The following is an 18,454-nucleotide window of genomic DNA, read 5'->3' as shown; positions in this document are numbered from 1 at the left end:
TCTAGATGTAGGAGGCCACGACGTTGGTGACGGTCGCCGGAGCGAGCGATGCGGGTGGCTGACCGTCGGCTGCGCCGTGGGGTCGGTGGTAGTTGAAGTGGATGTTCCATACCGCGATGGCTGCTGATCGCTCGGCTTCGCTGGACCAGGTGCGGGCGTACAGGAGTTCCTCGGCGATGATTCGGTTGTATCGCTCCACTTTCCCGTTGTGCTTGGGCGTGTAGGGCTTGGTCCGCTTGTGCTTGGCACCCAAGAGTGCTCGAGCGAACGCGTCGGCGCGGTAACAGGCACCATTGTCAGTGACGATCTTCTCGATGTGCGTGATGCCGTGCGCGGCGAACCAGACCCTGGCTCGGTGCATGAAAGCAACGGCGGTGACGGCCCTTTCGTCGGGCAGCGGTTCGGTGTACGCCATCCGCGTGTGGCCATCGACGGCAGAGTGCAGGTAGATGTACCCGCGTGTGCCGGTCTTCGTCTTCGCGCGTGCCGCGGCTCGGGCTTGCTCGGAGTCACGGCCGTGGGCGCGCCACCCTCCGCCGTCGGGGATGCGCCCGACCTTCTTCACGTCGACGTGGACCATGTGCCCCGGGTGCTTGGCGATGATGACGCGCGGTGCGCGGTTGGTGTCGCCGCCGGGGTCGATGAACTTGCGCCGGTTCAATCCGAGCTGCGCTAGCAGCCGGGTCACGGTTCGGCGGCTGATCGTTGTGCCAGTCTCGTTCAGTTCGAACGTGATTCGGGATGCCGACCACTTGTGTTCTCGCCGCATCGTCTCGACCTGTGACACGACGTCGGGCCGCGTCGCGGTGGGCTGACGGTGCGGCGTCGACGATCGGTCCCGTAGGCCGACCTCGCCGTGTTGCCGCCACCGATTCACCCATTTCGACGCGCACGCACGAGAGATGCCCATCTCGGCAGCGACATGCGCTATCGGGCGTGTCTTGCAGCGTTCAATAAGCCGGCGTCGACCCTCGGCCGACAGGGGTGCGTTCGCGTGGCTTCTCACCGTGACTCGCCGCCTTTGAGCCCAATGATTAGAGCCTGAAGCGTGCCGGCCGCTTCGCTGATCTTCTCAGCGTCGATTCCGGCGAGCATTGCGGCACGGGGGACATCGCTGAGCTCCCACAATGTCGTGAGCACGTCTTCGCCCGCGGGTGTCAGGCGAAGCAGCGGTGAGGTCTCATGCCGGGGGTTGCTCACATGCTCCACGTGCCCGCCATTCACCAGTTGATCGGCAACCCGCTGCACCGCCTGACGTGTCACACCCAGCCGTGCAGCGATTCGCGGGACGCTCGCGGCGTGGCCGTCCGACAACACACTCATGGTGTGCCACTGCGTGACCGTCACGCTCTGTTGCCGCGCGAAGACCTCGCTCTCCCTGCGGCTGACTGCCGCCAGCTCGTAGACGTTCGCCATCAGCAGCCGATATGCCGACACTTTTGCCCGTTCCGTATTTGACAACATGTTGTCATATTAGGTGCGATGGTCACATGCCACCAACTCGCACCGGGCAACTCACTCGGATCTCGGCAGTGCCTCTCGCCTTCGGATCAATCGCCGGATCGGGGATCCTCAGCCTGCCTTCGGCGGTGTACGCCGAGGCAGGCACGGCCAGCGTGGCCGTGTGGATCATCTCCGCGGCCGCGTGCGTACCCATGCTGCTGATGTTCCGTGACGCCATGGCCCTGTCCGGTGACGGCAACGCCATCCAGCAGCTGGTCACTCGCGGGATTGCCCCCTGGGCCGGTTCAGCAATGCCGCTGATGTTCCTGTTCGTGGTGGTTGTCGGCCTGCCAACTGGGTGCATCGTGGCCGGGCAGTACGCCGAGGACGGCTTGGGATGGCCCCGGTCACCAACCATCGTCGCGGTGGCCATTCTTGTCGCGGCCCTTGCAGCCAACCTGCTCGGCGGCACAGCCGGGCGAAACGTTCAACTTGGCGGCAGCGCCGTCCTCGTCGTCACCGGTGTCTTCCTCATCGTGACGGGTGCCCGCCACGGGACCCACGCGATGCACGTCGTGCCTGACGCCTCGGCCTGGGGATCAGTGCTGCCCGGTGTGCTCCTGGCGTTCTGGGCATTCGTAGGGTTCGAAAATCTGACCTTTCTCGGGCGTGATCTACGCGACCCGATACAAGACTTCCTCCCCGTCAGCATCGCCGCGTTGGCGGTCTACGGCACGTTCGCGCTCGGACTGACACTGACCATCGCAGGCACCATCGACCGCCACTCGGTAAACGCGGTCACAGGCCTCTTGCAGATCTCCACCAGTCCCAGCGTGCAAGCCGGCGTCGCTCTCGTCGGGCTCGCTGCCATGCTCATCAACGCCGCTGCTTGGGTACGCGGCGTCGATCAACTCATCGCCAGCGCCGTCGCCGAACGACAGCTACCCCGCCAGCTCGCGAGACAACCACTGGCCAGGACCGCGCTCCTCGCCGGACTGTTCAGCGTGACCATCGTCGTACTCACCACAAATCCCCACCTCACCGTGGGAGCCCTAGCAGCGAGCAGCGCAGTCTTCGTGATGATCTACCTGATCTGCATCGCCGCCTACGTCCGCGCCGTCGGCGTGCGGTTACGGACCACGCTCAACGCACTACTCGTCCCAGCAATGCTCGCGACACTCATCCAGTCAGGCACCAGACCCGTCTACGGGCTAGCAGTCTCCGTGGCCTGCCTCACCTGGTGCTACCTGCGCCGCAAACAGCCGTCAACAACCTCCTGACCCGCAACACCTAGCAGCGAGCAGCGCAGTCTTCGTGATGATCTACCTGATCTGCATCGCCGCCTACGTCCGCGCCGTCGGCGTGCGGTTACGGACCACGCTCAACGCACTACTCGTCCCAGCAATGCTCGCGACACTCATCCAGTCAGGCACCAGACCCGTCTACGGGCTAGCAGTCTCCGTGGCCTGCCTCACCTGGTGCTACCTGCGCCGCAAACAGCCGTCAACAACCTCCTGACCCGCAACATCTAGAGGTGTGACGCCGGGGTGATTCCACGGAATCGGTTGTACTGCCCATCCTGGCTATCCACGTCTCATCGACGACTTCGACCTCTCCTCTGGCCGCGTCCATGAGGATCTCGATGACGTCACTGCAGTCGATCGAGTCGTGTGTGTAGAGCACCGTGCGCCCGCGGGCTGCTCCCAGTAGGGCAACCGCTTGCGCCTGCACCATCGACCGATAGCTATGACGAGCGTCTCCTGGGTCCATGGGATCGACATAGCGCGCCATGCTGCCGATGAACGCGAGACGCTCCAGGCTCGCGTCAGCGAGTCCCACCGCTGGTTGTGGTTCGAGGCCAGCGTCCTTCAAGTGGTCTGCCGTTCTCGCGAGGAACTGATCTCGTTCCGCTGAGTTGTTGAACCCTGCAACGATGAACAGAGAGTCGAGGCTCATCGCGCGCTTCCGTCTGCTGGCGATTCCACGGAATCGGTCGCTGGCGCCCGCTTATACCGCTCGGCAGCCGCTCGCTCGCTGATCCCAGCGGCTGAGGCGAGCTGACGAATGGTGACGCCACACTCCTCGCGGGCCACTGCTGCCGCGAGAAGCTCCAAGGCGCGTGCCCGTTCCTGGAGCGTTCGAGCTCCGGCAACGATGTGCGTCAGGCCCGCCCCAGGGCTCATCCCAGCGGCCGCTGCTTCACCTTGGCCGGCGCCCGCCAGCACTCGGTTCACGGCCTCCTTCAGCGGAAGTTGCGTTGGATAGCCGGACAACGCTGCGACTGCGTCGGCGGCGCGAACAACCTGGTCGGCCACCCGATTGCGATCCGCATCGAGCGCCCTGTAGATCCCGAAAGCGTCCTCGCCTGTCACGACTGCCCCTCGTGCGAACCGAGCTCGTCATAGGTGTCGAGTGTGCCGCCTGCGATCAGGTGTCGGATCAGGCTCGTCCCGAGCATGCCCTCCGGCCGCGTCATCGTCCTCTCCGCCTCGGCATCCAGCTCGTCGCAGGCGGCGAGAAGCCGGGCGACCACGCTCTCGGCGGCCTCGGCGCGCTCTCGTTCGTTCGCGACAGCCATCTCCGCCAGATCACGCCTCACATGCTCGCCCACTGGGATTTGAGATGGCTCCACCGTTGCTCCTCCTGACTGGTGACTCCGTTCGAAGTCACGGCCTGTACGTATCTCGCATCATGAAGGACGCTACATGCTTGCCCGAGTCCCTGGCTAGTGCAACTTCGCGGATTCTGGCCGGGGATAATGACAGTTATCCGGATCACGCCGTAGAGTGACTCCCGTTGCAACGTCGCGATGTCAGGGCGATTCCGTGGAATCACCTCTTGAGGAGGCCGCAGTGGACGAGGGCATGCAGGCCGCGCTAGGTAAGGCACTGGCCGCCGCAGACGCGGGTCCGGTCGTCAAGTGGGCGCAACTCGACCAGTCCAGCTTCGACGAACTCGTCGAGACTCTGATCCACGCGCGCGAACCAGCCGGCTCCACGGTCCAAGTCGTCGATGGCCGAGGAGGCGACGGCGGGATCGACATCCTGGTGGTGCGGACCGACGGTTGGAAGGTCATCTACCAGCTGAAGTGCTTCTCGGAGGGCATTGACGGCCGCTTCAAGGACCGACGGTCCGGGCAGATCGAGCCGTCACTGAAGCGCGCGCTGAAGCACAACCCCGACGAGTGGGTTCTCGTCGCCCCGTACGAGCCCACGCCCTCCGATTGGACCTACCTGAACAAGGAGCTGCCAGCGAAGTACCCAGGTGTGAAGATCAGCCTCGTCGACCGAGCAGAGCTCAACGGCTGGGTCGCGGACAACTTGGGCGTAGTCAAGGCGCTTCATCCTCGCGACGATCTGCTGTGGAAAGCCGCCATCCAGGGGCTGGAGACGGCCGTGCTCACTGACCCGAGCAACCACCTGACTCAGCGGATCAATAACATCCAGGGCGTCAAGAACGACGTCGATCCCAACTGGGACGTCAACGTCACGTTCGGTAACGGGCGACAGGTTCACGAACTCGTGCCACGTCATCCCCGGGCGCACGAGGTCAGTCCAGTCACGTTGTCCTTCGGAGTCCGGAGAGAAGGCGGCAACTCGGACGTTGACGCCTTCGTAGAGGCGATGTCCTACGGGACGCTTGAACCGGTGCGGCTTCCAGGAAGCGTCATCGAGAACTTCACCGTCACTGGGACTCAGTGGATGCAGCACGACGGTGATATCGACCGTCTTGAATTTCACCCGATCGTCGAGAAGGCGCGCCGTACGCCAGTGCAAATCGACGTGCTGGGCGCCGACGGCGAGCCGATCGCGAGCCACGAGGGACATGCCAGCCAGGTCGCTGCGGGTAGTCACGGACTGACGTTCCGCCACGTGTTCTACGACCTGGTCACGATCACCTGGAAGAAGATGCCCTACGTCACCGCTGACGCACCGTCTGCTACGGGGGGCGCGGACCTGGAGATCGAGCCCTTCCCCGGCGCTGACCCGAGCAGGGTCCGCCTGGCCGCACGTCTGCTCCTCGCCTTGCACGATGCTTCCGACCTGCGTCTGTCCCTGACTACCGGGGAGTCACTGTGCAGGGTCCACGGCAAGTGGCAACTCGATGATGCGACCGTTGAATATCTGCGTTCGATGGATGAATTCGTGGCCGACCTCACGTACGTACAGGACAAGACGGGTGCGCACTTCACGTTCCCGGAGTCCGTCACCGACCTTGATCGGGTGCACTTGCGGGTCATGCGTCGGATCGAGGAAGGCGGTCAGGTGTATGACCCGCTTGTCACCACCGCGCATGTCACCGTCAGCCCAGAGCTGCTCTCAGCGCCTCATGGCATGGAGTTGCTCAACGGTGAACCGGTGATGTTCTTCTTCAGCGATCGTCTCCGGCGTGAAGTGTGTGGCCGGACGATCAGCCCTACTGAGCGCGTTGGGTACGTCTTCCGCTCGGCACTCATCGAGGATCCATCCGCTGTACGTGCCGGTCTCGAGCGTGGCGAGAACGTGAAGACTCGGATCGTCCCGGATCACGGCGAGCACGCCGTGATCTACATGCTCGGCCGCCTGCCAGGCGGCACGCACGTTGCCCCGGAACCTTGGGGCCTGCGCGGCGTGGCCGAACTCAGCAGTGACGATGAGGTCGTGCGGGATGAATCCATCTGATTCCGTGGAATCACCCGAGGGCGATGCTCGCTCCGCCGTGAGTAGGGAACGGCCTCAGTCCGTCCTCCTTGGGGGTGATTCCACGGAATCACCCCCAAGGGCGGAGATCACCACCGCCACTCTCCGGTACCTGGAACAGACACACGCCCCGAACACGCGCGAGGCGTACCGACGCGACTGGGCGCGCTGGCAGGCCTGGGCGTATCGGGTCGGCGTGCAGGCACTGCCTGCCGATCCCGTCGACGTCGCCAACTTCATCGCCGAGGCCGCAGACCCTCACCGTGAGGATGGGCAGCCGGCCTACAAGCCGTCCACTCTGGCGCGATGGGTCGCCGGGATCGACGCAGTCCACAAGGCGGCTGAGGCCGAGCACCCAGACGTACGGCCTCCTGGCACCTCCGCCGTGGTCCGACGCGCCTTGCAGGGCATCCGCCGTGACCGTGCGGCCGAGGCCGACGCCGAGCAGGTCAGGCAGGCCCAACCGATCTTGCTCAGCGATGTGCGGACGATGCTCGCGGCCCAGGACTACGAGCACTACCCCGACGGTGTCGCCGCCCGCCGGGACGCCGTCATCTTGTTGCTTGGGTTCGCCGGCGCATTCCGACCCAGCGAGCTCACCGCCCTCAACCTGGGCAGCATCGAGTGGCACCTCGACGACGGCCTGCACGTGCACCTGGTCCGGTCGAAGACGGATCAGGACGGCAGCCAGGCGCACGTGAAAGGCATCCCGCGCGGACGCACCGTCGAGACGTGCGCACCGTGCGCTGTCCTGGACTGGGTCCGCCTTCGCGCCGCAGTGGCGAACGAACGCCTGCCTGCGCCATCGAGCGGCCGGCCCCGCCGCAGCCGCGAGCGGGTCGTCGCGATGAGCCACATGACCCCCAGGCCGGATGAGCACCTGTGCCTCGTCCCGCCCGGTCGGGCCGCTGCGGAGGCCGTGGTGCGACTGTCGGATGCGTTCAGGCAGCCACACTCGATGTCGCTGCTGTCCACGGTGCACCGGGCGGGGAGGATCGGGTACCGACCGTCGCCCGATGTGGTCGACGACGTCGTCAAGCGTCGCCGGGCCCGAGCCGGCCTGGTCGTCGAGGGGTACTCGGGTCACTCGATGCGTGTCGGTGCGCTCACGACGGCGGCACGAGCTGGCGCGTCCGTGCCCGAGATGCAGGCTCTCTCGGGTCACCGGGCTGCCGCCACGGTGGAGCGGTACGTGCGTCGGCGCACGCCGCTGGAGCGCAACGCTGTGACCGTGCTGGGGCTATGAGTGCCATGCGAGGTGATTCCGTGGAATCACCTCACCGGTACGGACCCGAGTGGGGCCTGTTCGAGGACTGGTGTGCTGCCACCGGGCGCGAGGCCTTGCCGACGACCTGGGCGACTGTCGAGGCCTTCCTGGAAGCCGTGCCAGCTCACGGGCAGACCGCGGTGAGGCGACTGCGCGCGATCCGAGCAGCCCACCGAGACACCGACCGACGCCTCGCCGGGGAGCCCGCTTCGCGGCCACGTGGCCGACCGTTGTGGGACGGCACAGGACAGGGCGGCGACCTGGCCACTGCACTGCACCACCTGCCCGCCCACGGGTTCCCGGACGGCGTACGGGCCCGTCGCGACGGCCTCGTCCTCGTTCTCGCCGGACACCTGCACTGGTCAGCCGACCAGATCAGCCGCCTACGAGCCGAGCAGATCACCCTGGAACCGGTCAGCGCGATCGACGGCACCGATCTGCCCATGACCAGGCACGGTCGGCAATGCCCCAGCTGCGCCCTCAGCCGATGGCTACGAGCCCTCGCCGCCCGCATGAACACCGCCCACGATTTCGAGCAGACCGTCGAGGGGGCGCCGGCCCACCCGTCCCTGCACGACTGCGCCAGCCCGATCCCCGACGGGTGGCAACACCACCGTCACCTCATCGTGCCGGTCAGCGCGACCGGCAAACCGGGCCTAGACGCGCTCAACCCACGCTCGATCGCCCGCATCGTCGCCGAACGCCGCACCCTGCCCCTCGACGAGGACCGCCGCCCCGCGGCTCCAGCTGCGGAACCACCAGCACCACTACGCGATGGCCCGACGCCCGCAGAACGCGCGGGCGCACTCCGCGAGATCGACGAACTCTTCGACCGCCTCGATGAACGCATCGCGCAGGCCCTCGGGGAGTGATTCCACGGAATCACTCCCAGCCGTGTCAGGGGTTGTTCGTAGCATCACATTCGGCTCGGCACCCGGGCCGCGTGAGGCTCGACGAGGGGTGGGGATGGGACGGAGTCCGTACTGGCAGCTGCTGCTGCATGCACCAAGAGCGGTGTGCAGCGCTGCCATGCTCGCCGTACCGAGCGCGATGCTGGGCGCGGGCGGCGTGGTCATGGCATGGTTCCTCATCGGCATCAGCATGCTGTGGGCCCTGGGCAGAGGCAGAGTTGGTTACGAGCGTCTCGAAGTGGGAGCCGATCGACGTCGATGCCGTGGCGGGATTTGCGGTGACCGATGAGCTCGAGGCCAGGACCGGTCTGGCGATGAGCGACTTCCGGTTCTACAGCGTCTCGCACTCCATCGAGCCGAACGCCCACTCGCTCGGTGGTCATTCGATCGGCCTGACGGGCGCGTTCATCACCCTCTGCGAAGGCGACGAACTGACCGAGGACCAGGTCCTGGCTGCCATTACGCACGAGGTCGGCCATCACGCAGGTGGCGCGCTGCGCTTCTCGGCGGTCCTGACGTGGCTGGCCCTGCCGTACTGGACGACAGCGTTCCTCGTGCGAGAAGCGGTCGAATGGAAACCATGGCTGCGGCTAGCCCTGCCCGCAGCCCTGGCAGCAGCCGGCGTCGTGCTGCTGCTGCACGGATCGACTCTCGTGCGAGTCGCAGTGATCCTTGCCGTCGTGGCGCTGATCGCCGTCCCGGTCCTGGCAGGAGCATGGTCGCAACGCGAGGAATTCAGCGCCGACGAATACGCGGTCGACCACGACTGCGGACCGGGGTTGAGGTCCTACTTGCGCCAATTCGAGCACCTAGATGTTGCGGCGCATGAGGTTGGTGACACGGCCGGGTAGCTAAGGGCGGGCAGGTCCCTGCGGCGACAGGATGAAGGTGTCAAGCCGTTCATCACGTCGAGTCAGCCGAAGGAACCTGCCCTATGCCCCACAGTAAAGCCGCCCTGTCGTTCGAAGGACGTCGTCGCCTGGTGCGCCGGTGCCAGCACCGCCCGATCGCGCACGTCGCAGCGGAGGCCGCGGTCTCGCGGCAGTGCTTGTCGAAGTGGTTTGCCCGCTGGCGTGAGCACGGCGACGAAGGGTTGCACGACCGGACCAGCCGGCCCCGCCGTTCCCCGACCGCCACACCGCCGCAGGTGGTGGAACAGGTCATCGCGTTGCGCAAACGCAAGTGGTCCGCGCGGCGGATCCATCTGGAGCTGAGCGCCCAGGGCGTCAGGATCGCGGTGTGCACGATCAGCCGGATCCTGGTCCGGCACGGACTGAACCGGCTGCGGCACCTGGACGTTGACGGGGAACCGTTGCGGGCGCCGGGAAAGATCACTGCCCGGTACCCCGGGCACATGACCCACCTGGACGTGAAGAAGGTCGGGCGCATCCCCGACGGCGGCGGGTGGCGGGTGCACGGTCGCGGGTCGGCCCAGGCCAAGGCCGCCGACCGGGCCAAGACCCGTGGCGCCCGCACCGGGTACACCTACCTGCACTCCGCCCTCGACGGGTTCTCCCGGCTGGCCTACACCGAAGCCCACGACGACGAGAAGGCCGTCACCGCGATCGGGTTCTTGTTCCGTGCCCGGGTGTTCTTCGCCGCGCACGGCATCACCCGCTTCACCCGGATCGTGACTGACAACGGGTCCTGCTACCGCGCCAGTGCGTTCACCCGGGCCGTGCACTCCTTCGCGGCCACGCATCAGCGGATCAAGGCGTTCACGCCCAAGCACAACGGCAAGGTCGAGCGCTACCAGCAGACCTACACCGTGGAGGTCCTCTACGCCGCCGCGTACGAGTCCGAGCAGCAGCGCCGTGACCGCCTCCAGGTGTGGCAGGTCCACTACAACTACCATCGCCCCCACACCGCCGCGGGCGATCAGCCGCCGGCCTCACGACTCCCAGCCGGCGTCACCAACCTCATGCTCAGTTACACCTAGAGACCGAGCCCACCTGGTGGCAGAACCTCACACGCACTCACCCGCCGATAAGCGTGCGGGTCAGAGCCATCACCGAACTGCTCCAGACGCAGCAGCGTCGCTCATAGGCGGGAGTCGGGCACTTCATCCTCGTGCTCGTGATCTTGTTGTAACCTGGATGCACGAGTCGCGGGACTTGCGGGCTCCGGCCTCCCCCTGCGGACATACGAACGAAGAAGGGGTCCACCAGATTTGGTGGGCCCCTTCGCTCGTTCGCAGGCGTTCAACATGTATCGAGCGGAGGATTCCGGCCAATGCCATGGATGAACAAGGGAGCGCGATGGTCCCCCGATCTGTGGCCGGATGCGAATCTTCCTGAGATTGCCGCCGGGGATAACGACGTCCACCAGTGGATCGACGACTACACGGGCAGCGCGATGTTGATGCGAGCCGAGCCGAGTCGAGATGACGAAGACGACGGCCGCTACCAGCTGTACTGGATCCGACCCGGCGAGAGACATGCGGTGGATACGTCAGCGTTGCTCCTGCCGCACGGCGGGGAGTACAACCTGCTGACCAGGTATGAGGTGCGTGCGGCCTGTGAGTTGGTCGTCGATCAGCGACTTCACGTGCCCTACCCGCGATGAGCCATCGGCCCAGCTGAGCAATGGTGGGTCAGAACGATGGTCGCCGTCCCCGCTATGCCCTTCCTCTGAATCAGGACTGGCCACCGAACGCCGCGCTCCGCGCGGTACCGTACGCCCCCGCGCCGATCGAGGTCGAAGTGCGGATCGAGTGGCCGGATGGAACGCTGCAATGGGTGGCGGCACGGGCGCTGCGCTGGGTCGGCCGACGCGTTCACGTGACATGGCGCGACTACGGGCGCGCTGGGGGAGACGTCAACGTGTGGGTGTCTGCGGACGACGTCAAGCGGCGAGATGAAACTACGCACGGCGCCGGTCATGAATGACGCCGCTGCTGGCGGGTGTGGGCATGGCGCGGCGCCAAGGAGCGGGAGTGTCGAACCCCTAGAAATTCAGTCGGTCTACCGCGCGGTGAGGCGCGGGTCCTCGGAGGAATCGCCACTACCTGGGATGTCGGTAAGGAACGTGTCACCAGGTGCAAACGAGCCGAAGCCCGACGCCGATGGAGACGACCGGGGATAGTTGCACTCGTGGAGCATCCCGACCCGACCTGGACGGACGTGCTCTCTGCCGTATCGACGGCAGCAACCGCCGTGCTCACCCTCGCGCTTCTGGTCACGGCGATCGTGGCCGGCCTGGCAGCGAAAGGAACGCTCAACGCGGCGCAGGAAGCCAACGAGCAGGCGAAGCGCGACAGCATCGAGCAGACCCGTCCGTACGTGTACGCCGAGATCGTTGGAAGCCTTGCCGGTTCTCCGAGTTGGGATCTACGGATCACTAACATGGGCAATTCCGCCGCGCGCGGTCTGACGCTGGAGTACGACGCCTGGCCGGAGACGCTTGACGACATCGCCAGCAAGACCAAGGAGATGTTCGAGACCCCGCGGACCTTGCCGCCCCGGGCCAGCATCCGCGTCTACTGGCGCCTTGAAGCCAACGGTCGGTTCGAGGACGGGACAACCGAGGCAGGACTGCCTCGGCACGGCACGATCACCGCGAGCTACACCAGCGATGATCCCTCTCGGCCGACCTATACAGACTCGTTCGATGTCCTGATCGACGTCAGCGGCTACATGCCGGTGCCTGAGGACGGATACACCGCCGATCGACTGCCCGATGGGCCGATCAAAACGTTCTACAACCTCGGTTAGGTCATCGCACGCCACCTGGGAGAGCTGAGACGCTAACGATCGTTGCGAGGCATCTTCAGCCAGATAGATGCCGTTGGTAGCAGGCCAGCGCTGATGACAACTCGTGTCCGCACGAATGTCACGCACCCGGTCGTTCGCGAGACCTTGTTTGCATCTGGTGACATGTTCCTTACCGACACCCCACCTACGCGGCCCGGCGAGAGCTCGGTCGTGCGGTCACCGATCTGGGCTCAGAGCAGCACCTGCTGATGGTGAGGCCATGGACGGCATGCGGCGGCGGCGAGAGCAACTGCCAGGGCCAGGATGCTGATCGCCCACGGCCACGTTTGGTCGGACGGGGCTTGAAAGAGCCGCGCAAACCGTGCTCCTGGCGCGGTCGGTCCGTAGGTGAGGGAGACGATCAGCGCGCTGGCGGTCAGGAGGGACCCGGCTGCGGGCGTGAAGATCGCGGTACCCGCCACGCTGATGCCAACGGTCAGGACCGCGTTTCGAAGGACGACCAGGTCTGGTGCGAGGACCAGTAGACCGCCGATCGCTACGACGACTACCGCGCCGAGAGCGAGCAATACGTCCAGCCAGCCTGTTTCTCGGGCGGCGTTGTCGGTCAGGTGGGTGAACCTCGCGGACAGGCTCCAGGCGATGGCGCAGCCCAGGACGGTGGGCAGGATCGCGTTGATGGGCAGGGTGGTGCCACCGCTTCCGATGACGGTCGGGAAGGAGACCTGTGGCGTAGCCATGGCGGAGGAGGCGCCGACCAGAAGGGCGACTGCGTAGAGAACGGTGGTTCGTCGGGTTCGCGCGTACAGCCTCATGCAGAGCAAGCCGTGATCTGCTGCTTGACCCAGGCCGTGCGTTGCGCCGCAGGGAGACCCTGTACCTGCCTGGCCTGGGCAGAGGATGCGGGGGTGCCGTTAGCCTCCGGTGAGACTCCGACTTGCAGGCGCAGGAAGGAGGTCAACGCTTCACCGCGCGCGTCGTGGCACCCGGCTGTTTGCACGACGCTGACGACGATTGAGGAGCGTGCCTGTTCTGGTGACACGCCGGTGGTCCATTGCAGGTTGCCGACGCCGGGAGGCCGGGTGGGTGCTTCACTCCAGGACTGAGGCACTGGGATCACCTCATGCTGCAGCCGGGAACGGACCGCTTGGATCGCGGCGTTGATTCTCGCCTCTTGACCGTGGTGCTCGGGCCAGATGCAGACACGGCCGGGGCCGTCCTGGGCGCAGCTGAGCTGGGTGGTTCGGGCCACGATCGGGCCGTCCTGGATGTGTGTCAGAGCCCAGCCAGCGGACCCGGCCAGGGCAACGCCGGCGATCAGGACCGCCGCCCCACGGGCGCGTGATGCCACCCAGATGCTGATGAGCGCGGCAGCGCCGCAGATCAGTGCGACCGCGGATGCCGTCAGCATTGAGGCCGGGTTGACTTCTTGTGAGGAGGTGCAGCAGGTCGCCGATGCGCCGGTCACGGTCGCGGCTGCGGTCCAGTGCGAGGGGTCCGACATCGGGATCGCCATCCAGGCGTACCAGATCCCTGCTGACAGGGGCGCGGCGACCACACGAGGTACCAACACTCCCAGCGCGGCTCCGGTGAGGGCTGCAGCCATGAGCGTTAGGACTCCGGCCACGGTGATACTGATGGCGGGGACCGTTCGGGGGAGTCCGGCTGCCCAGCCGGTCGCCGCGAGGACCGCGGCGACCGCCAGAGCGAAGCCGGCGCCAAGCATCACGGCCAACGCTTTCAGCTGCTGAACTCCGGAGAAGTGCAGCAGCAACCAGGTGCGCAACCGGCTCGCATCCCAGCTGCACCACGCGGCGATCAGAGGGGCCACGATGACCAGCCCGATCCACGCCTGCGAGACGCCGATCAGCGGGTAGTCACCGAAGAATTCCTTCTCGGAAACACCAGCCACATAGGCCGCCAGGCCCGCGATCGGTACGGCGAACCAGGCGCTTGACCATCGCAGCCCACGAATCGCGTTCACGACGCCGCCCCAGTCAACGCGACGAAGGCTGACTCAGCCCGGCGCGATGTCTCATCGCCGGCGCCGTGACTCAAGAATTCCTGCGTCGAGCCCTCGAACGCCAGGTTCCCGGCGCTGAGGACGACGACATTGCTGAAGGTCTGGTCGACGTCATCCAGCTGATGCGTCGACAGGACCAGCGGCTTGTCGATGGTGTCGACCAACTCCCGGAAGCGGGCTCTCTGCACCGGGTCCAGGCCAGCTGTCGGTTCGTCCAGCAGGAGCATGTCCGAAGGGCGGGTCAATGCCTCTGCCAGACCGACACGACGAAGTTGCCCTCCCGACAGCTGGCTCGCGTTCCGGTCCTTCTCCTCCACGAGGTCTACCTGGTCCAGTACCGCCAGCGCCTGCGCTCGAGCTGCAGATTCTCGAAGACCACCTAGCCATCCGGCGAAGGCGACCTGGTCGATCACCGACAGACCCGGGATCGCCGTGATCGTCTGCGGCATCAGCGCTACCACCGACCTCAGCTGCCGCCGGCGGATGGGGCGGCCGTCGACAAGCACCGCCCCATCGGCCGGGGACAACGCGCCGCTCAGCACACGAAGTGTTGTTGTCTTGCCCACGCCGTTCTGCCCGGCCAACAAAGTCTTCCCGGTCTCCGGCAGATGCCAGGTCACCCCGCGAAGAACATCTCTCCGACGCAGTCGGATGCCAACCTCACTCAGCGAGATCGAAACCATAGACGTGTAACAACCCTTTCGATGCTGTACCGACGGCTATTGCCTAGTAACGAACCTGAACGTTGGCATCGAGAACCCCGCCGTTGGAGGTCTTCTTCAGCGTGAAGTGGTAGTCACCTGCTGCCGTGTCGCCGTAGTAGATCCCATTGTCGCAGCTCCACGTTGTGTCCTTGACCGTGACGTCAGGAACGGGCCACTGCCGGTTCCGGAAGATCGCCACCGCGCCGCGCTGGTTGCAAACATAGAGCTTGACGTAGGCGTTGGTGCTGTCGACGTTCTTATCCACCCAGGTTCGCGATCCGTAGCTCGGCCGTGCGGTGATGGTGGAGTCCCACCCGCCTTCGGCGGCCGCAGGCCCGCAGACCGCCATCGCAGCCGTTGCAACCAGCGCAACACGAATCATCGTCTTCTTGGTTACCACTGTGTCCTCCTGTCAGTGTCCCTGTTCACTGCAGTGTCGGTAGCGCACTACAGCCACAGCGACGCCCGCAGCGTAGCCCGAGACCGAGACGCACAGTCGCAAGCGGCTCCGACAAGGATTTGACACCCGGCGGCAGAGCAAACGACCCCCGCGCGGCCGCGAGAGAGATCTCTCCGCGACGAGCACCGGTGGACTCGGGTGTTCTGCAACCGTTCGTGCACGAGACACGCTGCGGTCGCCCGTGCGTCAGCGGCGGTAGCCCCTTGCCCGCGCGTCTGGTGTTCAGCTGCTGCACGGTCTGGTCGTGCAGCACGATGCCGCTTCCGCCCTACCCGATGTGTGCGCTCATCGGTGTGCTTTGTCGTAGGCGTCCTGGATGTCTTGGGAGACGCGGCCGCGATCGCTGACGGTGTGACCGTTCGCGCGCGCCCATTCGCGGACCTTGTGGAGCTCGTCGCGGCGGGAGGTCCTGCTCGAGTTCTTCCGGCCACCGACCCGCCGTGCGTTGGCGATCCATCCCTCGAAGGAGTGCCGCATCTGGTCGGCGTTCGAGGCCGACAGGTCAATCTCGTAGGTGACGCCGTCGAGTCCGAACGTCAGGCTTTCGGCGGCTTCGGACCCGTCGACATCGTCAATGAGTAGGACCTGGACCTTCTGAGCCATTGAATGGGACCTTTCGTCGAGGCGTGCGCGGGCTGTCAGTCACCCTATCTGGCCCGCGATCGTCACAGACGACGTTCTTGCAGGCGGCTTCCTGTACCAGGAATTACACAACTCAGTTCCGTTCCGCTGCCTCCACTCGACGCACGAGAATCTGCGCAGTTTCGCGGGGATGCGACGTGCGGGCCAGGGCCGCTGGGGCCAGCGATCGTGCGTTTGGTCCCCTGCGACACGCCGAAGTTGTCCGAGCCCTTTCGTATCGTCACGACAGATCAATGTCACTGGTGTTGGTGGACCTGTTCACCGGCGTTGGTGGTTCGTCCGTGAATGTCGTTCTCATGAAGGGTTGTTCAACGCATGGGTCAGTTCGGCTACTACTTCGTCTTCTTCCTTGCGACCGCAGCGGTCACCTTTGCCGTGGTCCGCTTCTTCACCGGTCGGGCCGCACGGGCTGAGGCCCTGGCAGCAGTCGTCGGCCTCGTTGTCTGGGTGGCCGCCGCCGTGCGGATGCCGGACGACAGCACGACAGGCGTTGCGCTGATCGACGGCGTGACCGACCTGGCGTCAGGGCTCTGGGTCACCGCAGCGGTCGTGCTCGGCTTCCTCGCGGGCCGGTGGACGGCACGGGAACTGTGATCGACGTCGGTGCCGGCTGAGTGATTCCGTGGAATCGCCCCGCCGCGACGTCGGACCGTCAGTCGTGGGCGAGGAGCCGGGCGAGGCGATCGAGTCCGCCATCGACGAGTGCGTACCTGCCCCGGTCGTCGGGCTCGTTGACCACCCCGATCCGGCGCAGCACGCGGAGGTGGGCGAGCATCTGCCGACGCTCGACGTGTAGGGCCACCGCGAGGGCTGACCCGGTCGCGGGCGCCCCGTGCAGTGTGGAGATGACCCGCAGCCGGTCGGCGTGCGCGACGGCGCGCAGCGTGGTGGCCAGGAGCCGCGCGGCCGGCACGTCGAGGGCCCCGGTCACCGGGACAGTGCAGCGGTCCAGGGCTGTGCGGCCGTCGGGGTCGTCGGTGGACAGCGTGTCGATGCGAGGCAGTGGAGTCTCCTGCTCAGAGCGAGAGTGGGCGCACGTGAACGACCGGCCCACAAACGGGTCACCGAGACGGTGCGCGTGGGTTCTAGCCGGCGCGCTGAGCGGATGCGGTGTGAGCGGCGCGGGAAGGCTTGGCGTTGGCGATCTTGAGGTACCAGGCGGGCACGTTGTCGCGTCCCCGCAGGTCGATCAGGCCGCGGGCCGCTGCGACCTGCTCGGATGTGACGCGCACGATGTCAGTCATCGGTGGTGCCTCCTTCGCTCACTTCATCATCCTGGATGAACGTCACCAGGTCCAGGTCCGTTCCGGACCACTGAGCACCCTCGACGTCGCCCTGCTCGAGCACGGTCGTGAGGATGTCGTCCGCCAGGGCCCGGTCGTCCTCGGCCGCGAGCGGTGAGGACGCGAGCCGGCCCAGCAGCCGGTAGCCGATCTCGCGTTGTGCAGCGTCGCGGCCGAGCTGCTGTCCGCGGCTGGTCGGTTCGCGTTCGACAAGGGTGCCGCGGGGGAGTGGCGCATGACGTTCACGGTGCTGACTGACCCGCACCGGCGTCGACGCGGCCGGCGACGTGCATGACCGGATGCCGGTGTTCCTCGACGAGCCGGCGTGGCAGGCGTGGATCCGACCCGGTGAGCTCAGCACCACCGACAGGGAGGACATGCTTGGGATGCTGCTGCCACGTCCGAGCGGGTCGCTGCTGGTCTGCTGACTCGGCCCGTTGCCCGCACGATCAACAACGTGCGCAAGGCCAACCCGCGCGACGCGGACCTCATCGCAGGCGCTGACGTGACCACTAAGTCTCAGGTGCCCTTGTCGAGATCGGCTGGGGTCCCTGCTGCCTCCAGCTCGTGCGCCGGTTCGACCTTCCAACACTTCGACCGGAACGGGAGATGGGCGACCCCGGCGGATCACCCGCGCGGCGCTCGTCCGCGAGCGGAGCGCCGTCGCCGGCGACGCGAGGCCACACCTTCTGCCGGAAGGTTGGCCGACGCACCGTAGGGTTCCTGAGTGCACAGTCAGCCAGCGTTTCGCCCGGATGCGCTGCGCGCCGCCCGCGAGGGAGCTGGTCTCACCCAGCATCAGCTCGCTCATCTCATCGGGGTCGCCGGGGGTGAACGGGTATCCCGTTGGGAGCTCGGCACGTCCACGCCGCGAGCAGCGATGGTGGGGCGACTAGCTCGTGCTCTCGACGTACGGATCAGCGACCTACTGGCTGCCGATGACCGGCCAGACCTCCGCCGGTTACGGCTGGAGGCTGGCTACGGTTCGCGTGAGGCGGCGAGGCGGGCGCACGTCGCGCCGGCGACCTACCTGCGTTGGGAGGCCGGCGCATTCAGAAGCATGCCTTCAGAGCGAGTGCGAAGACACCTCGCTGGTGTGCTGGGTGTGAGCATGGACGTGCTCCGTGATGCGCTCGATGAGTCTCGCCGTCGCCGTGACTCGGCCTGACGTCTTCCGGAGCTGGAAGACGGCTGGCGCGGTCAAGCGCCAGCCGTCTTCGATGTGTGGTGTAGTTGCGCTAGCAGAACGAGCAGTTAGTCATCGGAACCACGTGCGCAGCCTGGGCGGGCGCGGCGGGTGCCGAAAACATGACTGCGACACCAAGGGCGACT

Annotated in this window: 23 protein-coding genes; 11 read left to right on the top strand and 12 right to left on the bottom strand. The window is 66.1% G+C overall.

From position 1 onward, the window contains the following. Window position 1: 1 nt before the first annotated feature. Together VV01_RS21935 and VV01_RS21930 are read right to left on the bottom strand one after the other, a co-directional pair. On the bottom strand, window positions 2-1,006 hold the full coding sequence (locus VV01_RS21935; protein WP_071606629.1) for an IS481 family transposase: 1,005 nt from the start codon (window positions 1,004-1,006) through the stop codon (window positions 2-4). Next, window positions 1,003-1,464 (bottom strand): MarR family winged helix-turn-helix transcriptional regulator, encoded by a 462-nt coding sequence (locus VV01_RS21930; protein ID WP_071606617.1) that lies wholly within the window; start codon window positions 1,462-1,464, stop codon window positions 1,003-1,005. Before VV01_RS21930 ends, VV01_RS21935 begins: the two co-directional genes overlap by 4 nt. Window positions 1,465-1,532: 68 nt before the next feature. Between VV01_RS21930 and VV01_RS21925 the strand changes: the two genes are divergently transcribed. Then, window positions 1,533-2,723 carry an APC family permease gene (locus VV01_RS21925; RefSeq protein ID WP_050672197.1) on the top strand — a complete coding sequence of 397 codons (1,191 nt, stop codon included), beginning with the start codon at window positions 1,533-1,535 and terminating at the stop codon, window positions 2,721-2,723. Between the two features lie 223 nt (window positions 2,724-2,946). Here VV01_RS21925 and VV01_RS23650 read toward each other — a convergent pair whose 3' ends face one another. Together VV01_RS23650 and VV01_RS21920 are read right to left on the bottom strand one after the other, a co-directional pair. Beyond that, on the bottom strand, window positions 2,947-3,399 hold the full coding sequence (locus VV01_RS23650) for a hypothetical protein (RefSeq protein ID WP_157509263.1): 453 nt from the start codon (window positions 3,397-3,399) through the stop codon (window positions 2,947-2,949). Between the two features lie 412 nt (window positions 3,400-3,811). Then, window positions 3,812-4,021 (bottom strand): hypothetical protein, encoded by a 210-nt coding sequence (locus VV01_RS21920; protein ID WP_157509260.1) that lies wholly within the window; start codon window positions 4,019-4,021, stop codon window positions 3,812-3,814. A gap of 274 nt (window positions 4,022-4,295) precedes the next feature. On the opposite strand from VV01_RS21920, the gene VV01_RS21915 reads away from it, so the two are divergent. The 7 genes from VV01_RS21915 to VV01_RS21885 all read left to right on the top strand — a co-directional run bounded on the left by VV01_RS21915 (window position 4,296) and on the right by VV01_RS21885 (window position 12,013). Next, window positions 4,296-6,104, top strand: a complete 1,809-nt coding sequence (locus VV01_RS21915) for a hypothetical protein (protein ID WP_050672195.1) — start codon at window positions 4,296-4,298, stop codon at window positions 6,102-6,104. Continuing rightward, window positions 6,076-7,368, top strand: a complete 1,293-nt coding sequence (locus VV01_RS21910) for a site-specific integrase (RefSeq protein ID WP_157509258.1) — start codon at window positions 6,076-6,078, stop codon at window positions 7,366-7,368. Before VV01_RS21915 ends, VV01_RS21910 begins: the two co-directional genes overlap by 29 nt. 20 nt (window positions 7,369-7,388) lie before the next feature. Beyond that, window positions 7,389-8,261 carry a hypothetical protein gene (locus VV01_RS21905; RefSeq protein WP_050672193.1) on the top strand — a complete coding sequence of 291 codons (873 nt, stop codon included), beginning with the start codon at window positions 7,389-7,391 and terminating at the stop codon, window positions 8,259-8,261. A 317-nt stretch (window positions 8,262-8,578) separates the two neighbouring features. Next, the gene (locus tag VV01_RS21900; RefSeq protein WP_197275239.1) at window positions 8,579-9,151 is read left to right on the top strand and encodes a M48 family metalloprotease; all 573 of its coding nucleotides are present in this window, start codon (window positions 8,579-8,581) and stop codon (window positions 9,149-9,151) included. Window positions 9,152-9,234: 83 nt separating this feature from the next. Further along, window positions 9,235-10,239, top strand: a complete 1,005-nt coding sequence (locus VV01_RS21895; RefSeq protein WP_050672191.1) for an IS481 family transposase — start codon at window positions 9,235-9,237, stop codon at window positions 10,237-10,239. Between the two features lie 302 nt (window positions 10,240-10,541). Next, entirely contained in the window at window positions 10,542-10,865 is a 324-nt protein-coding gene (locus VV01_RS21890; protein WP_050672190.1) for a hypothetical protein, read from the top strand. A gap of 527 nt (window positions 10,866-11,392) precedes the next feature. Then, window positions 11,393-12,013, top strand: a complete 621-nt coding sequence (locus tag VV01_RS21885; protein ID WP_197275238.1) for a hypothetical protein — start codon at window positions 11,393-11,395, stop codon at window positions 12,011-12,013. 230 nt (window positions 12,014-12,243) lie between these two features. On the opposite strand, the gene VV01_RS21880 is transcribed toward VV01_RS21885, so the two are convergent. From VV01_RS21880 to VV01_RS21860, 5 genes are all read right to left on the bottom strand, one after another. Continuing rightward, window positions 12,244-12,825, bottom strand: coding sequence for a hypothetical protein (locus tag VV01_RS21880; RefSeq protein WP_050672189.1), 582 nt, complete (start codon window positions 12,823-12,825; stop codon window positions 12,244-12,246). Further along, window positions 12,822-13,994 carry a DUF7224 domain-containing protein gene (locus VV01_RS21875; RefSeq protein ID WP_050672188.1) on the bottom strand — a complete coding sequence of 391 codons (1,173 nt, stop codon included), beginning with the start codon at window positions 13,992-13,994 and terminating at the stop codon, window positions 12,822-12,824. Before VV01_RS21875 ends, VV01_RS21880 begins: the two co-directional genes overlap by 4 nt. Then, complete coding sequence (locus VV01_RS21870) at window positions 13,991-14,716, bottom strand: ATP-binding cassette domain-containing protein (RefSeq protein WP_071606627.1); 726 nt, start codon at window positions 14,714-14,716, stop codon at window positions 13,991-13,993. Before VV01_RS21870 ends, VV01_RS21875 begins: the two co-directional genes overlap by 4 nt. Window positions 14,717-14,759: 43 nt before the next feature. Further along, the gene (locus tag VV01_RS21865) at window positions 14,760-15,137 is read right to left on the bottom strand and encodes a hypothetical protein (protein ID WP_157509250.1); all 378 of its coding nucleotides are present in this window, start codon (window positions 15,135-15,137) and stop codon (window positions 14,760-14,762) included. Window positions 15,138-15,482: 345 nt separating this feature from the next. Beyond that, a complete protein-coding gene (locus VV01_RS21860; RefSeq protein WP_050672185.1) occupies window positions 15,483-15,800 on the bottom strand; it encodes a histone-like nucleoid-structuring protein Lsr2 in 318 nt (105 codons plus the stop codon). Window positions 15,801-16,154: 354 nt separating this feature from the next. Between VV01_RS21860 and VV01_RS21855 the strand changes: the two genes are divergently transcribed. Beyond that, window positions 16,155-16,433, top strand: coding sequence for a hypothetical protein (locus tag VV01_RS21855; protein ID WP_050672184.1), 279 nt, complete (start codon window positions 16,155-16,157; stop codon window positions 16,431-16,433). Window positions 16,434-16,491: 58 nt separating this feature from the next. Here VV01_RS21855 and VV01_RS21850 read toward each other — a convergent pair whose 3' ends face one another. From VV01_RS21850 to VV01_RS21845, 3 genes are all read right to left on the bottom strand, one after another. After that, complete coding sequence (locus VV01_RS21850; RefSeq protein ID WP_197275237.1) at window positions 16,492-16,770, bottom strand: helix-turn-helix domain-containing protein; 279 nt, start codon at window positions 16,768-16,770, stop codon at window positions 16,492-16,494. Window positions 16,771-16,924: 154 nt separating this feature from the next. Next, a complete protein-coding gene (locus VV01_RS23645; protein ID WP_157509248.1) occupies window positions 16,925-17,083 on the bottom strand; it encodes a hypothetical protein in 159 nt (52 codons plus the stop codon). After that, on the bottom strand, window positions 17,076-17,387 hold the full coding sequence (locus VV01_RS21845) for a hypothetical protein (protein ID WP_050672182.1): 312 nt from the start codon (window positions 17,385-17,387) through the stop codon (window positions 17,076-17,078). The genes VV01_RS23645 and VV01_RS21845 overlap by 8 nt, the downstream gene beginning before the upstream one ends. A gap of 34 nt (window positions 17,388-17,421) precedes the next feature. Between VV01_RS21845 and VV01_RS25015 the strand changes: the two genes are divergently transcribed. Continuing rightward, window positions 17,422-17,550: a hypothetical protein gene (locus tag VV01_RS25015; protein ID WP_407942943.1), complete on the top strand. Its 129-nt coding sequence runs from the start codon at window positions 17,422-17,424 to the stop codon at window positions 17,548-17,550. A 299-nt stretch (window positions 17,551-17,849) separates the two neighbouring features. Further along, on the top strand, window positions 17,850-18,290 hold the full coding sequence (locus VV01_RS25010; RefSeq protein ID WP_071606626.1) for a helix-turn-helix domain-containing protein: 441 nt from the start codon (window positions 17,850-17,852) through the stop codon (window positions 18,288-18,290). Window positions 18,291-18,454: the final 164 nt, after the last annotated feature.

Origin of the sequence: Luteipulveratus halotolerans, from assembly GCF_001247745.1 — a bacterium.
GTDB lineage: Bacteria > Actinomycetota > Actinomycetes > Actinomycetales > Dermatophilaceae > Luteipulveratus > Luteipulveratus halotolerans.
Note: the sequence above shows the minus strand (reverse complement) of the source record. Positions and strands in the feature narration are given on the sequence as shown.